Annotated in this window: 13 protein-coding genes; 2 read left to right on the top strand and 11 right to left on the bottom strand. The window is 49.1% G+C overall.

Features of this window, described 5'->3' with window-relative positions:
* Positions 1–59 precede the first annotated feature (59 nt).
* Entirely contained in the window at positions 60–428 is a 369-nt protein-coding gene (locus BP71_RS16570; RefSeq protein ID WP_496381121.1) for a T9SS type A sorting domain-containing protein, read from the bottom strand.
* 169 nt (positions 429–597) lie between these two features.
* Here BP71_RS16570 and BP71_RS16565 point away from each other — a divergent pair, with 169 nt between their 5' ends.
* Together BP71_RS16565 and BP71_RS16560 are read left to right on the top strand one after the other, a co-directional pair.
* On the top strand, positions 598–1,404 hold the full coding sequence (locus tag BP71_RS16565) for a glycoside hydrolase family 25 protein (protein WP_496381119.1): 807 nt from the start codon (positions 598–600) through the stop codon (positions 1,402–1,404).
* Between the two features lie 59 nt (positions 1,405–1,463).
* Positions 1,464–1,886, top strand: a complete 423-nt coding sequence (locus BP71_RS16560) for a hypothetical protein (RefSeq protein WP_496381117.1) — start codon at positions 1,464–1,466, stop codon at positions 1,884–1,886.
* Between the two features lie 91 nt (positions 1,887–1,977).
* Here the strand turns inward: BP71_RS16560 and BP71_RS16555 are convergent, their stop codons facing one another.
* From BP71_RS16555 to BP71_RS16510, 10 genes are all read right to left on the bottom strand, one after another.
* Entirely contained in the window at positions 1,978–3,036 is a 1,059-nt protein-coding gene (locus tag BP71_RS16555; RefSeq protein WP_496381115.1) for an agmatine deiminase family protein, read from the bottom strand.
* Positions 3,037–3,189: 153 nt separating this feature from the next.
* Positions 3,190–3,780 (bottom strand): Hint domain-containing protein, encoded by a 591-nt coding sequence (locus BP71_RS16550; RefSeq protein WP_496381113.1) that lies wholly within the window; start codon positions 3,778–3,780, stop codon positions 3,190–3,192.
* An 11-nt stretch (positions 3,781–3,791) separates the two neighbouring features.
* Positions 3,792–4,892 carry an AEC family transporter gene (locus tag BP71_RS16545; RefSeq protein ID WP_496381111.1) on the bottom strand — a complete coding sequence of 367 codons (1,101 nt, stop codon included), beginning with the start codon at positions 4,890–4,892 and terminating at the stop codon, positions 3,792–3,794.
* A 237-nt stretch (positions 4,893–5,129) separates the two neighbouring features.
* Positions 5,130–6,317 (bottom strand): pyridoxal phosphate-dependent aminotransferase, encoded by a 1,188-nt coding sequence (locus BP71_RS16540; protein ID WP_496381109.1) that lies wholly within the window; start codon positions 6,315–6,317, stop codon positions 5,130–5,132.
* Positions 6,318–6,437: 120 nt separating this feature from the next.
* Entirely contained in the window at positions 6,438–7,013 is a 576-nt protein-coding gene (locus BP71_RS16535) for a hypothetical protein (RefSeq protein WP_496381107.1), read from the bottom strand.
* Between the two features lie 29 nt (positions 7,014–7,042).
* Entirely contained in the window at positions 7,043–8,521 is a 1,479-nt protein-coding gene (locus BP71_RS16530) for a SusD/RagB family nutrient-binding outer membrane lipoprotein (RefSeq protein ID WP_496381105.1), read from the bottom strand.
* Between the two features lie 38 nt (positions 8,522–8,559).
* Positions 8,560–11,715 (bottom strand): SusC/RagA family TonB-linked outer membrane protein, encoded by a 3,156-nt coding sequence (locus tag BP71_RS16525; RefSeq protein WP_496381103.1) that lies wholly within the window; start codon positions 11,713–11,715, stop codon positions 8,560–8,562.
* A gap of 783 nt (positions 11,716–12,498) precedes the next feature.
* Complete coding sequence (locus tag BP71_RS16520; protein ID WP_496381101.1) at positions 12,499–13,392, bottom strand: carbon-nitrogen hydrolase; 894 nt, start codon at positions 13,390–13,392, stop codon at positions 12,499–12,501.
* 43 nt (positions 13,393–13,435) lie between these two features.
* Complete coding sequence (locus tag BP71_RS16515) at positions 13,436–14,425, bottom strand: glycosyltransferase family 9 protein (protein ID WP_496381099.1); 990 nt, start codon at positions 14,423–14,425, stop codon at positions 13,436–13,438.
* On the bottom strand, positions 14,418–15,332 hold the full coding sequence (locus tag BP71_RS16510) for a lysophospholipid acyltransferase family protein (RefSeq protein WP_496381097.1): 915 nt from the start codon (positions 15,330–15,332) through the stop codon (positions 14,418–14,420). Before BP71_RS16510 ends, BP71_RS16515 begins: the two co-directional genes overlap by 8 nt.
* Positions 15,333–15,396: the final 64 nt, after the last annotated feature.

Genomic DNA, 15,396 nt, shown 5'->3' with positions numbered 1-15,396 from the left:
ATAAACGAAACGTCCAGATCGGATTCCCGATCTGGACGTTTCGTTTGGGTGTGTGTAAGTTACTTCACCGAGATCTGGCGTTGGGTGCTTACTTCGGAGACCTCGAAATGCTTTACGGTTTTTTGTCCGTCTGAGGAAACTTCGATGGTGTAATCTCCTGCCGGCAGCTCTTTGACGTTCAGCGCTTTTCTGAACTTGTCGGTCCCTTTGCTGATGGTCTCGCGGTACATCGCTTCACCCTTCTGATTCGTCATCAGTACAGTGGCTTTTTCGTTGGTGTACTTGTCTACATTAACATGGATTTTTCCACTGTTGGAAACAAAAATACCCGTTCCGAATGCAGTTACTTTTTTGCTCTCCTTGTCGTCAGCAAAAGAATTAAAGGCGAAAGCGGCAGCGAATACCATTGTCATTGCGATTGTTTTCATTGAAGGTTTCATGGCTATGTTCTTTTTAAAGTTGGCTAATATTTCCGTTTTGTTGATTCAAAGATATATGCTATGATAGGTACTATGTATTACAAAGTACATGAGTGGTAGCTATGGAAAATGAATGGCGGTATGCCGGGAATAGTGATCTTTACTAATTTTGTAGCGTATGGCAAAAAAGAAGACCCGCCCCTCCGTAGGTAAAATAAAGTATCTGAAACCGCTTCCGGCGAAAGGTTGGGCTATTATTGCTGCTATTGTGGTGATAATAGGAGCGTTGATCTGGTGGTCGGACCGTAACGACGAAAATCAGTGGGAGTTCATGAGTAAGTTCGGGATCAAGCTTCCCCTGCGTTATGCGGTCCACGGGATTGATGTATCCCACCACAATGCGAAGATCAACTGGGACAAACTGAAAAGCGCCCGGTCAGAAAATGTCGGCATCGACTTTGTTTATATCAAAGCGACAGAGGGTGCTACCCATCTCGACCGGCAGTTTAAGCGCAACTGGGCCGAAGCCAAAAGAGTCGGAATGAAGCGGGGCGCCTACCACTTTTATAATCCGCGTGTAATGTCCGACCGGCAGGTCGACAATTTCATCGGGCAGGTTAGAATGGAAGCGGGAGACTTGCCTCCCGTGCTCGACCTCGAAGTGAACGGTGGTAAACCGGACGATATCATTATCAAAGGGGTAAAGAACTGGCTCACTCTGATTGAATCACATTATGGAGTAAAGCCAATTATCTACGTCAATGAACATTATTATAAAAAGTACATTGCCGGCAATTTTGACGAATACCCGCTTTGGCTCGCAGGCTACTCCCGCACGCATCTGAACGATCTCGCTTCGGATGCGCATGTACTGTTCTGGCAGCATAGTGAAAAAGGTTGGGCAGATGGCATCCGCGGATTTGTGGATTATAATGTATTTCTGCACGAACGCAGCGTTTGGGAAAATTTAGGTGACATTGAATAGTTGAAATTCAGTTACTTACTTATTCCCTACTTTATTGATGTTGTAAATATCATAAGCTTATGAAACGGATTTTTACATTGATCGCACTTTCTGCATTGATCGGTTGCAATAAGACAGAACCCGTAGATCCGGATATGACCCGATTCCTTGTGGGGACCTACCGCCTGCAGTATCTTACGAATTTGGGTGATGAAAGAAAATATGAATGGATTGTGGAGAAAGAATCGGAGGAGAGTGTGAAGGTGCGAATGACTCGTGTCGATACTCCTTTGCATCAGGCAGCCACTCAGGTTTCACGGGATTCTGTATCGGGTGTTAAAATAACCAGTACGCATTCGCTTGGTTTCTCTTTTCAAAAAGATATGGATAACCGTGTGGAAGTTAATGGAACGCTTTATCAGGGCAAACTTTTCGTAGACAGTGATTTTTACAAGGTCGACACCGGCTTCGGAAAGGATGGTATTGCATTTATCAAGCAGTGATTCCAGGACCTGCCTTTCTGGTGTAAGGGGCGGTGTCATCGCTACAAGTATACCGGAAAGTGCTAATCATGAAACTTTCCGGCATACCCTATTAAATGGCTGGCTCCTGCTGGCTCAGGCAGTGGAAACTGCCTTGTCCCCAAATGATTTCGGTAGCTTCTAACGGAATGATCTTCCGTCCTGCGAATGCTTTTTCAAGAATATCGACGGCCACCTGATCGTGCGGATTATTGAAAACCGGGACGATGACGCCTGCATTGCAGATCAGAAAGTTCGCATAGGAGCCTGGCGTCCGGAAACCGTCGATGATGACCGCCTTCGGCATGGGCAGTTCGATGATATTGAGCGGCTTACCATTTACCAGTCGCATTTGCCTCAGCATTTGCAGGTTGGTATTCAAAACTTCGAAATTTTCATCCGTGCGGTCGGTTTCAACGCAGGCAACAATGGTGTCTTCATTCACAAATCGCGTGGTATCGTCGATATGGCCATCGGTATCGTCGCCTACGATGCCGTCTTCAACCCATAGCACCTGCTCTATGTCGTAGTAATCGCAAAGGATCTGCTCGATCTCCTGCTGGTTCAGGTGTGGGTTGCGGTTGGGGTTTAGCAGGCACGATTTGCTGGTAAGCAGACTACCTGCGCCATTAAATTCGACCGAGCCGCCCTCCATAATGATACCGGGGTTCACCACCGGCAGGTTTAAATACCCGGCCACAGCCAATGGCGTCCTGTTATCGTCGTCATACGGTGGATATTTACCTCCCCAGGCATTATGGCCCCAATCGACGATCATTTTCTGACCACTAGCCGGATTGACCAAGAATGAAGGGCCGTGATCGCGGCACCAGGCATCGTTGGTAGGCTTCACAATAAATTCAATTTTGGAGAGATCTACACCCGTTCTGTCCAGTTCGCCGATGATAAACTGTTTCAATGCTTCGTCATTGGCAATAATCCCCACATTTTCTCCCTGACTGATCGCCTTGATGAACGCCAGGTATTGGGGGCGCATCTTAGCCAGCTTGTTGCCTTGCCACGACGCGTCGTTATGCGGGAAGGTGAGCCAGGTAGCGCGGTGGGGTGCCCATTCGGCAGGAAATGTAAAACCAAGTTCGCGGGGAGTCAATGAAGCGGGATTTGCAGGCACGGCGGTAATGTGTTCGTTAGTACTCAGAAAAGAAAGTGCAAAGGTCGCAAAAGGTTTCGAAGACCGCGAATATCGGAAGAATAATACCGGATAACCCACGAAAAAAGCCCTGCGAACAGGGCTCTTTCAGGGAAGTCGAGTAAAGTAATGCGCTTAGTTGTTAGCTACCATGACATTGTCGATCAGGTAAGTGCCATCCACCGTTTCCAGGTTGTAGGCTCTGCTTACCCGGCGGGCATTGCGTTGCACAGCCCCTACTTTCCAGGAGGACACGATTCCTGTCGACGGCTCATAGTGATACAAAATGTCGTTTTTTGAAAGCTTTTTCATGCGTTTTTTACCGCGATTGGTCTGTACCCGATGGTCGGGCGTGGCCTCTAGAAGCAACGCAGGCACGATCGGCGAATCTGACGATCTTACTTCTTCGGCGGGACGCAGATACACTGCGGTCAGCGCGGAATTAGGCTGGTTGTACACATCGATCTGTCTGACCTGCGTCGTCGTGCTCTTGCCATCGCGGCAGGTTTTCACATGCTCGCCTACACGTACCTCCGCGATCGATTTCAGACTTCCGTCCGCCATGGTGACGGGTGCATTGGCGGAAAAGTACTTGCAGTGCTTTTTACTTTTCGAAATCCTGATCGTCGCCTGCGATTGAATGCTGCTGACGGCGGTGATTTCGGTTTGGGCAAATACGCTTAACGACAGGAGTGAAAAGGAAAACGTAACCAGGGTTTTATGCATACAACTTTCAGTTAGGACGATGCCTTGGACATTTTTACAAATACTTTACTGACTACATTGGGGACGGCCCCCAGGCAAATCAGCACCAGCCCCGCTGTAATCAGCGTGGAGGTATGCGCAAAAAACGAGCCCGATGACAAAATGGAAAGAATTAATATCGTTGAGAATGGTAATGAGAATGCAAGTAACAACACGGCCAGTTCCAGATCAAATGTTCTTTTTTCCTTGGGCATGGATTTGGCATCCTCCCGCAGGTTGAATGCCGAGATGTGTGCGAGTGGCCAGAAGCTCGCCGCACTTAACGGGATCACGATCGCCAGTAACACCATATTCTGATCAGTAATATGCAGGACATAGATCATCCCCGCGCTGATGAGCATCGTAATGCCCGCGCGGAAGAACAGGATACATGCAACGATACGCTTCTTCCCTTCCTTTAGTTGCACGGCCAGCCCAATGAACAGCAACACAAGCGGGGTCATCATAGCGCTGGTTTTATCAAAAATGTCCACGACCAATGGAGGTAATGTGCTGTAATTGATACCCAGGCTCAGCAGGATAATTGCAATGAAAATGAGCAGATTAATGGGTTCCTGGAACATGCTCGCAAAAAGACTTTTCAGCTTACCGCCCATTTTGGTCTCCTTGTCGTCGCTGTTTTTCAGGAACATATTCATTGCCAGGATATAGAGGGAGATCAAAACAAAGAATTTGTTTCCCACATCCGCAAGGGCCGCGATGGCCAGACTTTTTTCTCCCAGAAATTCCGCAATGAAAGGAAAACACGAAAGTCCGGGTGCCAGTGACGGGATCAGCATCATCAGTGTGCGGCCGGTAGGGCTGTTTTTTTCTATGCCAAACAATGCGAAAGCAAGCGGCGCAGAGAAGAACATTAAAAAGTTGAATACCAGCGTCACCAGCGGTATGATGAACATCGAAGAGTCTATATCGATCTTCATCAGCGAAATGAATATCGTCGATGGCAATGCGACCGACAGGATGATCTCCTTGATACCGTTGGTCTGGTCTTTATTCTTGAATTTGCTTTTGAGCAATAACCCCAAAGCAATCAGCAGTAAGAGTGTAATGGTTTTTTGTAATGCATCACTCATAATTCAGAATATTTGAATGAGTCAATAGGAGTTATCGATGATTAAAGAGGGTGTCGCTTTCGCGGAGTATTGTAAAAAGGTAGTAACAGGAGTGAAAATTTTACAGTTGTCGCATGCACTTCGACCGCCCGGCGGCCCGGTGCGCTCAGTGTGACAATGCGTGAATGTCATCCCGAGCGAAGTCGAAGGACAGTGGCGATAGCGCGTGCACTTCGACTCCGCTCAGTGTGACATTTTTTAGCTCAACGCGCTCAGTGCGCCAACGAAGGCTTTCATTTCGTCCATTGTACCGATGCTAACGCGGCACCATGGTTTGCTCTGAATATCGAAGGAGCGCACTGCAATGCCTTTTGCAGTCATTTTGGTTAATAACTCCTTGCCTGTGATGCTGATCGGGAAGAGCACGAAGTTAGTGTACGAAGGAATGTACTTGTAACCCATCTTGTCGAGGTTTTCGTACAGATATGTTTTTGCCTCGTGATTCAGTTTGCGGGTGTTGCCCTGGAAGTCTTTGTCGTCGAGACTGGCGGATGCGGCGAAGATGGAAGTATAGGAAATACCCATTCCGCCACGGGTGATTTTATTGATACTCTCCAGAAATTCCGGCTGTGCTGCGATGTAACCTACCCGGATACCTGCCATGCCCATAATTTTGGAGAAAGTGCGGGCGACGATCACGTTTTTCTTCTGAGCGAGCAGCGATACCATGCTCTGAGTATCCGCGCCCACTGCCAGTTCGATGTACGCTTCGTCTACGAAAACAGGCACTTTTTCGGAAACGCGTGAGCAGAAATCAAGCAGGTCCTGGCCTTTGGTAATGGCTCCGGTCGGGTTATTTGGGTTACAAACATATACCAGCTTGGTGTCCTTGTCGATCGCGGCTTCCATAGCTTTGAGGTCGTGTGACCAATCGGCGGTACAGGGAACGGGCTTCCAGGTGGCACCGACGGATTTGGCAACGCTCACCAGAGACATGTAGCAAGGGTCGGCCGATACGATATTCCCGCCTTTCATGAATGTAACCAAAGCTACTTTTTCAAGCAGGTCGGAAGAGCCCGGGCCCATCATGATATGGTCGGCAGTTACGCCTTCTTTTTTGGCGATCTTGTCGATCAGGTCATACATTTCTTTCCATGCGTAACGGTTACCGTTTTTCACGGATTCTGCCACTGCTTTCTGTGCGGACATCGGTGGTCCGTATGGGTTTTCGTTAGCACTTAGTCTGGCAACGATCTTTGGCGCTTTGAAATCAGCTGGCAAGAAATGCTCTCTTACCATTGGGCTGCGGTAAATACGGTTTTCGGGATCCAGTGACAATGGTGTGCCGGCAAATGCGCCAGCGCTCAGGTGTGGGGCTACGGCCATGCCGCCTAATGCCATTAGACCGGATTTTAACAGATTGCGACGGTCAATTTTTTGATTCATTGCTCAATTGTTTAGTAAGTACGTGACGATCTATACTGTAATTTAATAAAATTCAAAGGTCTATTTCTGTGAAATGCGATTTTGATAGTCGTAAAATTCTGCTTTATGAATATTATGCAGTTAATTCTTTGTTATGGACATTTGCGACGTGCGCGTGAACGCAATGCCTTTATGAGAGCCGGTCCATGTGAGTTTGATAATGTCGTCCTTTCGCTGAATCCGATTGCCGGTGAGGCCTAACGCTGCATAGGTGGTTTTGATCGTGATAACGCCATTCGCATCCGACTTCACTTCTCCCAGCACACCTGAGGATTTGTAAGTCTCGGCGGTGAATGTGAAAGTCTGCCCATTGAATTTTAATGTACCCGGCTTCACACTTTTTGTGAGGTCATACGCAATTTTGATCGCCAGATTCGGTACCGGGATTGAATCGATGCCTTTTGTGTGGTCGAGAATATTGGTTTTATCTAATTCAAACAATCGGGAAGTCAGCACAAGCTCTTGCATGGAGCTGTCGTAGGCAACGGATGGTGTGCTGGCAATGGGGGCCCCGAAAGGCGCGCCAACGATGTCGACCAGTACCGGTGCTACGGCGCTGTCGAGGAACGGATCTTCTTCTTTACAGGATACAAAGCCGAACGTCGATGCCAGCAGTACCAGCGCAGAAGGGAAAAGCGATTTGATATTTTTCATCATCTTCAAAATCTTGGAGTTGGAATAAATCATTATTTCTCAGCCCACCACAGCTTCGTTTTCATATCGTCGGCACCGCTATTGAGCTTCGCGCCGTCGGCCACGGCAGCGGCATTCAGGGAATACTCGGATGCCGGATAATTGAAGCGGGTAGGGAGGATACCGCCGTTGTTCAGCACCGCGCGGGGGTCGGGTGCGGGAAATACCGGGAAGCCGGTTCTCCGCCATTCGATCCACGCTTCGACGCCTTGCCCGAAGAGCGAGATCCATTTCTGTTCCAGAATCTTCTCCTTGCTTACCGGGCCGGCTTTGGCCATGTAGCCCGCTGGCGGCGTAAGGCCGTACTGGGCAAATGAGGCGGTAATGCCTTCTTCGAAATACTTTTTAGCATCGGCGGTGATATCTCCATCGACAGCCGCTTCGGCCAGGATGAAGTTCAGGTCCGCGTAGGTCATGATCACTTCCGGCGCAGCGGCATCTGTGAACGCCTTGCCGATCGTCGAGCTGGTGGCCAGATAGTTGGTAGCGATGGCGTCGGGAAGGCCGTTAGCATGCCCCTGGTACAGGCCGTCCTTATTGGGATTGGCATACACGGTAATGCGGGTGTCGCCCAGCGCATTCATTTTGTCGGCCAGCGTTTTGCTGATGTTCCAGTCAGTACGGCCGCCCTGGATCAGGATCTGGTTCCATTCGTTGTTGCTCGGAAGCACCGTTGTGCATTTCAGAGAAGCATTATCCGCATTGCTCGTGAAAATCGGGAATTTAGTTGCGTCGCCCAGGATCTCCGCGAATATCGCTTTCGATTCAGCCGGTTTCTTCGCTGCCTGCCGGTTAGCCAGTCGCAGACGAAGCGAGTTGGCAAACTTCTTCCATTTTAGGATATTGCCTTCATACAGAATGTCACCCGCAATGGCCGGGCCGCCTACCGTCAGTTTTTCGTTGGCCATTTTCAGATCATTCAGCAAGCCGGCGTAAATGGTTTCCATCGAATCGTATTTCGGCGTGTAAATAGGCTCGCTGGCTGTGCCTTTGATCGCGTCGGTGTAAGGGATCGAACCGTACATGTCGGTGAGCAGGGAGAATACCCAGGTACGCATAACCAGCGCGACTCCCTCGTAGTTAGCGTTAGGTGAAGCAGATTCAGCATTTGTTTGGTTGATGATCCGCTGAAAGTTCAGCAGGCCGTCGTTGAAAAAGCCCTTCCAGTTATTGGAAAGCAATGCCGGTGAAACGGTGTAGTCGTCGCCTTCGTTGCTGTAAATGTTGCGGGTCAGATGCTGTACGTACAATTCGGCAGCATCAATATTAATGCGCTCGAAGCGTTCGCGGTGACCCCAGTAGCGGTCTACGGATGTTTCGATGCCGTTAGGGAGCAGATATTGTGGTCCGATGGCCGTAGGGCTGTTCGGGCTCACGTTCATGCTGTCGAAATCCTTGGTGCAGCTGGTGATGCTCAATGCGCCGGCCAGGGCTGTCATCCAGATGTTTCTATGTATCGATATTTTTTTCATCTCGAAATGCTTTTAGGTCTTCAAATAATTGAACGGGATCAGAATGACAGCGAGAGGTTTGCACCGATGCTGCGGGAGCTGGGCAGCTCGCCATAACCGAATCCTTGCTGATTTCCACCTTTCGCATCGATCTCCGGATCGATATGCGGGGTGTTTTTGAAGATCATCCAGACGTTGCGGCCTACCAGCGATATCTTAGCCGACTGGATTTTTACCTTTTTCAATAATGAAGGACTGAAAGTGTAGCCCAGCGACAGTTCGCGCAGTTTTACATAGCTCGCATCGAAAATCGCCGACTCGTGGTAGTTACGCGGGTTGCTGTATCCATAAAGCTGGTTGGCCGTCACGATAATGTCGTTTGGAACATAGGATTTTGAACCATCCACAGCTGTCACTTCACGAACACCCTGCCCGATCACACCTTCCTCGCGGCCCAATGCAGTTTCTGCATACTGGCCTGTCCAGCGGGCAGTTCCGGTGCCTTCGTCATAAATGTCGCCGCCCATGCGGACGTCTACCAGTGCGCTCAACGACCAACCTTTGTAGTTAAGGGTGTTCTGCACACCGCCGATCCAGTCGGGCTGGATATTGCCCAGTCTTTGTCCCGCCGCTGTCAGCGGAAGACCATTTGCCCCATAAACCACTTGTCCATTGTATTTCTGAAAACCTACGCCGTAAAAAGTGCCATAAGGCTGTCCTACGCGTGCTTCCGATGACATACCGCGCTGCGTTGCAAGGGTGTAGGTTGTGAGACCTTCTGCGAGTTCCACCACTTTGTTTCGGTTACGGGCCCAGTTGAGCGACACATCCCAGCTAAAACCGCCCGGAAGTTTCACCGGCGTTCCCGAGATGGAGATTTCGACCCCTTTGTTGGTGATCTTGCCGGCATTCAGAATGCGTGTGTTGTAACCGCTCGCTTTGGAAATTTCTACGCCCAGGATCTGGTCTTTGGTAGTTTGCTCATAATAGGTCACATCCAGGCCGATCTTACCTTTCAGAAACCGGAGGTCTGCGCCGAGTTCGAGGCCGGTGGTGATTTCCGGTTTCAGGCCGCTGTTGGGGATTTCGATGTTTTCCGAAAATTTAGGCACAGAGCCATTCCACGGGCCTTTTGCCAGGTAGGTTTGGGCCAGTTGGTAGGGGGTTGCATCGTTACCCACTTGCGCATAACTCGCCCGCACTTTACCGAATGTGAATACATTGCTCTTTACATCGAACAGCTCCGTTAATACTGCACTCAATGATGCCGAAGGGTAAAAGTACGAGCGTGCATTAGCAGGCAGTGTGCTCGACCAGTCGTTACGGGCGGTCAGATCGAGGAACAATGCGTCCCTCCATGAAAGGTTAGCCGTTCCGAACAAGCTTTGCGTTTCGGACTTCCTGATCTCACTTTCAATGGTGTTTTGGCTGGAAACTGAGTTCCCTGCGTTGTAAAGGCCATCCACAACGAGCTCGCCTACATAGAAATAATTTCTTTTGTAATAGTTCGTGCGCTTGATACCTCCCAGCTGCACATTCAATCCAAAATCCGGGTTGATGTTCTTGTTGTAGGTCAGCATGAAATCGGAGTTGGTTTCCTGGCTGCGGAGCACTTCCTCCGAGTAGCGTCCCGGTGTGCGTACGCCATTGCGGATACGCAGGAAGTTGGATACGTTAATGCGCGTATCGGACCAGAAATCGGTGCCGCTTCGGATCATCAGGCTCAGTGAAGGCAGGATTTTGTAGTTCAATGCAATGTTCCCAAGCAACCGGTCCTTCTCGTTGCTTTGCGGCAATCTCTTTTGCGAGAAATATGGGTTGGTGAAGAATGTGTGCTGCCAGTTAGGCGGATCGGTGTCGTTGCCGCGCTGGTTGTGCACATCCATGTAGCTTTCGTAGTCGCGCAGCTGCGCCCAGGAAACGTGACGGTGCGACCAGATGAACTCTTGCCCGCTGCCGTAGCTCTTGTTATCCGAACCGGATTTGATGTACTCGCCTGAAAGCGTAATGCTCAGGTTTTTGGTCAGATTGTAGCCCGAGTTGATGCGGAAGTTGTTTCTGTGGAAATCATTGTAGTACATGATGCCCGTCTGGTCCACGCGGCTCAGGCCGAGGCGGAAATAACCTTTGTCGTTACCGCCGTTCAGGGCGATGCTGTTGGTTGTGGTACGGCCGGTATTCCAGTACTCATCCCAGTTGTTGGGCTGGGGAGTCAGTGGTGCAACATCGTCACCAGTCCACCACTGTCTCACCAGGCGCCCGTCCATTGGAGCTCCCCAGCTTTCATCGGTCCCTTCTGATCCTGCGAGAGGATATCTTGCGTCGTAAACGGCGCGGTATTGCGCAATTTCTTTCGGATCGGTGATATTGCCGCTCCATCCGTCGTTATACCAGGTGCGGTAGCCATTACCACCCCCATAAGTGTTCTGAAAGTCAGGTTTGATCCACGGGCGCTCGAAAGTAATGTTGGAGTTGATATCCACGCCCAATCCTTTGGTGCCCTGGCCGTTTTTGGTGGTAATGAGGATAACGCCGTTGGCAGCGCGTGAGCCGTACAATGCAGCCGCATTAGGCCCTTTTAATACCGACATTTCCTTGATATTGTCGGGGTTGATCTCCGAGATACCGCCACCCCACGTTTTGTTGGCTGTTTGTTCCATAGGCACGCCGTCGATGACGATTAATGGCTGGTTGTTTCCCGAAACCGAAGAAGAACCGCGGATCTGGATGGTAGAACCACTTCCCGGCCCGCCGTTCGACTGCACGCGTACCCCGGCAATTTTTCCGGAAAGTGCATTCGCCACATTCGTTGAACGCGACTCGGTCAATGCGCTACCCTTTACTTCCTGTACTGTATATCCCAACGCCTTTTTCTCACGCTCGATACCGAATGCAGTTACTACTACCTCGGCCAGCTGTCGCGTGTCGGCGTCCAGCTTGATGTCGAATTTGGTTTGGTTTCCGATCGGCATTTCTTTGATCAGGAAACCCACATATGAAATGACGAGCACGCCGTCGTCCGGAACCGAAAAGCTGAAATTACCGTCAGCATCGGCGTTTGTACCCACATTGGTGCCTTTGTAAATGATTGAAGCTCCTGCAAGTCCGAGACCATCTTCGGCTGCCGTAACCTTGCCGGTCAGTTGCCGCACTTGTGCGAAAGCGACCGGAGAACACAGACAAGCCCATATAAATAAGAGTAGAACTTTACGCATGGGGAATCAGAGTTAAATTGTTAGGTGTTCGGTAGTAGTAGGAGGAGAAAAAAAGTTATGGCTGTGAGGCGTCCACACTGCCGTGCGCCGCACACACTTTCGCGTGGACAGAACAACACAGCCATAAGCTTGCAACACTGCTTTTCCGGAAAGCAATACCCTCTTTAATCGAGGACAAACAGTGTGAACTGTTTCAGTAAGGCCAAAGAAAAGCCAAACGTCGACAATGGGTGTTTGTCCACGGTATCAAGAAACCTGTATTAAAAAAATTATATTGTGTTGGAGCGCAACCTACCAGGTAGCCACGATTTGGCCTGCCTCGTTTTCAGTAAGCCCCTCTCAACACGGTCAGATATATTCATGTGCGGCTGGAATATATCTTCGGTTTAGAAGTTCTGTCATTCGTTTAATGACTTTTCAAATATACTGACAATGTCAAATAATGCAAGAGATTGCATTTAAAAATTGAAGTTTTTTGCAATAAAAATTGGTCATTTAAAATGAATATAAAATGTTATTGTAATAATTTGATAAATAATTTTACTAATCCGATTTTTAGCCCTCCCTACTGATCTTGTAGATTAATACTTGGATTTTGTGCCCGTAATTGTCTAAAATATAGATGTTTACCGAAGTTCGAGTCACTAATTATTGTAACATTGGGTTACTAATCTCTTTTTCGCTTCTTCATGCATATTCGCCGGGCGGACAATTAAAAAGAGCGCCCTCATTGCAAGGCGCTCTTTTTAATGATATTAAAAAAGTTATATTTTGAAAATCGAGCTAGTCGATGAACCGCTTTAAGATCGGGCGATAGGAATCCACGCGGCGATCCCGCAGGAATGGCCAGGTGGTTCGGTAAAAGTCGAGTTTGGCAAGGTCGAGCTCTTCCACGTGTGTGACTTCTTCTTCGTGCGGTGCCAGGTAAAGCAATCTTCCCTGGGGATTGGCCACGAACGAGCCGCCCCAGAACTGCTGATCGGCTTCGCGGCCAACACGGTTCACCGAAACCACGTACACGCCATTCGCGACGGCATGCCCGCGTTGGACGGTTTGCCATGCGCCGTATTGCTCCTCATTGATGATCGGGTCGGTTTCGTTGGTATCCCAGCCGATCGCGGTAGGGTAGAAGAGGATTTCCGCACCCATAAGGCTCGTAATGCGGGCTGCTTCCGGGTACCACTGGTCCCAGCAAATGAGCACGCCGATCCGGGCAAACTTCGTGTCGAAAACCCGGTAACCATCGGTGTCCTGCTCTGTTACCGGTGCATCCCCGGGGGTGAAATAGAATTTTTCGTAGTAGCCTGGGTCATCGGGTATGTGCATTTTGCGGTATTTGCCCAGGTAGGTGCCGTCGGCGTCGAGTACGGCGGTGGTATTATGGTACAATCCGTGCGCCCGCTTTTCAAACAGCGACGCAATGATCACCACGCCCAGTTCTTTGGCCAAGGCACCCAATGTGTCGGTGGAAGGGCCCGGAATCGCCTCGGCCAGGCTGAAATTGCTGTGGTCTTCAACGTCACAGAAATACAGCGATTTGAAAAGCTCTTGCAGACAGATTATGTTCGCGCCTTTTTGCGCAACTTCGCGGATTTTTTCGGTAGCCTTCTGAAAGTTAGCATCAATGTCCGAACTGCAGCTCATTTGCACCAGACCAATGTTTACTTTTTTTGCCATTTTGGATGTTTGTGTGGATGAACGGATTGTCGGAAATGCAACACTAATTTTTCTGCGGGAGTTCTGGGATCGGGAAATCGAACGAAATATCGTTCATGCATTTGAAATGCTTTTTCGGGCATTCCTTATGGCCGATCTTCGAGCACGGCCGGCAATCGAGGCCTTTTACTTCCAGCTTTTCAAATGCCGTGCGATAAGGGTACATGCCGAATTCGGGGATCGTATTGCCCCAGATCGAATACACTTTTTTGTGAAATGCAGCCGCAACGTGCATTAGTCCGGTGTCGTGAGAGAATACGATCAATGCCTTCTGTATTAATGAAGCCGATTGGTTGAAATTGTATTTTCCGCAAGCGTTCAGGATTTGCGCATTGCCCAATGCGGCACGGATCGCCTCGCCGGCTTCCAGATCTTCCGGCCCGCCTAGCAAAATGACCGGGTGGTTGATCTTCCGGCAAAGTTCGATCATCCTGGGAACGGGCATTTTCTTCGTGAAATGTTGCCCGCCGATCGCGTAGGCGACGTAGCTTTTCCGGTGCGTTTCGGGCAGCCATTCGAGTTCTACCTGATCCTTATAGGGAATGAAGTAGTCGAGTCCTTCGCCGTCGTTTTGGATGTTAAATGTTTTCAGGGTATCCAAACAGCGATCTACAATGTGAACATCAGGCAGGTAATTGACCTTAAACTGCGTCATCAGCCACTTTTGCACATTCAACTTTTCGAAGCTGAATGCCGGCGCGCCGAGCGTCCATTTGATGCGTAACGTACGGATATTGCGGTGGAGATCGATGATATAGTCGAACTTCTCCTTTTTGAGTACTGGCAAAAGTTCACCGGTATTATGCTTTTCGAGCAGCCATACCTTATCAATGTACGGATTGTCGTGCAGCAGGAATTCAAACTTGCTTTTGGTAAAATAATGAATTTCGGCCTCCGGCATCTGCTTTTTCAGGCAGCGAACCACGGGCGTCGTGAGTACGATGTCACCGATGGAAGAAAAGCGCAGGATGAGGAATTTGACCGGTTTATTCACTTTGAAGCTCCTGTAATAATTGTGATTGCGGAAGATTTTCGGGCTTTTTGTGTTTCCAGCGTTTGTGTGACCAAAGCCAGTTGTCCGGTTGTTGAATAATGTCTTGCTCCAGAAAGCCAATCTGCGCCTGTAAAATGCTATTGTTGGGCGCCTGTTTCGGTGTTTCCGTAATCAGTTTGAAATGAGCTTTATAGAATCCTCTTTTTACTTCATTCTTTAAAACCGCCATATACAAAACGGGAGAATTAAGTCGCCGCGCGATCAGTTCCACACCCCGAAACACACCGGTATCCTGGTTTAGGAATTTCGTCCAGAACGCTTTTTCCGGTACGGGCGACTGGTCGTTGATCAGTATAAATATAAAAGGTCGGTCGCGCGGTTGCATGGCTTTGGAAATAGCTTCCTTCATGGTGACCATTTCGGTCCCGAACCGCGTCCTCACATTTTTAAACCAATCTTCAAATGCATCATTTTGAAGTTCGTGGTACACTACGACCATTTGATGTGACAGTCGTGCCGAGCCAAACAGGTTCAGCATTTCCCAGTTACCCAGGTGTCCCGCAACGACGACTAAATTCTGATTTTTCGCGTAGTAGTGGTCCAGAATAGACACGTCGAGATCGATCCGGGTTAACAGCTCTCCCCTGGAAATAGATTTGAGTTTGATCGTTTCAAAAATGATATCAGTGAAATTGCGGTAAAATTTGGCTGCAATCGCGTGGATGGCCTGCTCGTCGTAGGTGGGGAAACTGTTCCGGAGGTTGTTCAATACGACCTTTTTCCGATACTGGCCTATATCAAAAATGAGAAAACGGAAAATGTCGGAGAGCTTGTAGAGCATTCCCCACGACAGCCTTGAAACCGCATTGAGCAGAATCAAAAACAAATGGGTAAGGAACGCGTTCATGGAGGAAACATCTTGTACTAAACCAGTAATAAGTGTGCAAAGGTAATACTTTCACTGCATTTTA

The sequence above is a fragment of the Dyadobacter ginsengisoli DSM 21015 genome (assembly GCF_059568735.1).
The sequence above is the reverse complement of the archived record's forward strand: the minus strand, read 5'-3'. Positions and strand labels throughout refer to the sequence as shown.

What these genes read in the sequence shown, in the direction of transcription:
- BP71_RS16570 (WP_496381121.1), bottom strand. Translation starts at nt 428, where the DNA reads ATGAAAACAATCGCAATGACAATGGTATTCGCTGCCGCTTTCGCCTTT.
- BP71_RS16565 (WP_496381119.1), top strand. Translation starts at nt 598, where the DNA reads ATGGCAAAAAAGAAGACCCGCCCCTCCGTAGGTAAAATAAAGTATCTG.
- BP71_RS16560 (WP_496381117.1), top strand. Translation starts at nt 1,464, where the DNA reads ATGAAACGGATTTTTACATTGATCGCACTTTCTGCATTGATCGGTTGC.
- BP71_RS16550 (WP_496381113.1), bottom strand. Translation starts at nt 3,780, where the DNA reads ATGCATAAAACCCTGGTTACGTTTTCCTTTTCACTCCTGTCGTTAAGC.
- BP71_RS16545 (WP_496381111.1), bottom strand. Translation starts at nt 4,892, where the DNA reads ATGAGTGATGCATTACAAAAAACCATTACACTCTTACTGCTGATTGCT.
- BP71_RS16540 (WP_496381109.1), bottom strand. Translation starts at nt 6,317, where the DNA reads ATGAATCAAAAAATTGACCGTCGCAATCTGTTAAAATCCGGTCTAATG.
- BP71_RS16535 (WP_496381107.1), bottom strand. Translation starts at nt 7,013, where the DNA reads ATGATGAAAAATATCAAATCGCTTTTCCCTTCTGCGCTGGTACTGCTG.
- BP71_RS16530 (WP_496381105.1), bottom strand. Translation starts at nt 8,521, where the DNA reads ATGAAAAAAATATCGATACATAGAAACATCTGGATGACAGCCCTGGCC.
- BP71_RS16525 (WP_496381103.1), bottom strand. Translation starts at nt 11,715, where the DNA reads ATGCGTAAAGTTCTACTCTTATTTATATGGGCTTGTCTGTGTTCTCCG.
- BP71_RS16520 (WP_496381101.1), bottom strand. Translation starts at nt 13,392, where the DNA reads ATGGCAAAAAAAGTAAACATTGGTCTGGTGCAAATGAGCTGCAGTTCG.
- BP71_RS16510 (WP_496381097.1), bottom strand. Translation starts at nt 15,332, where the DNA reads ATGAACGCGTTCCTTACCCATTTGTTTTTGATTCTGCTCAATGCGGTT.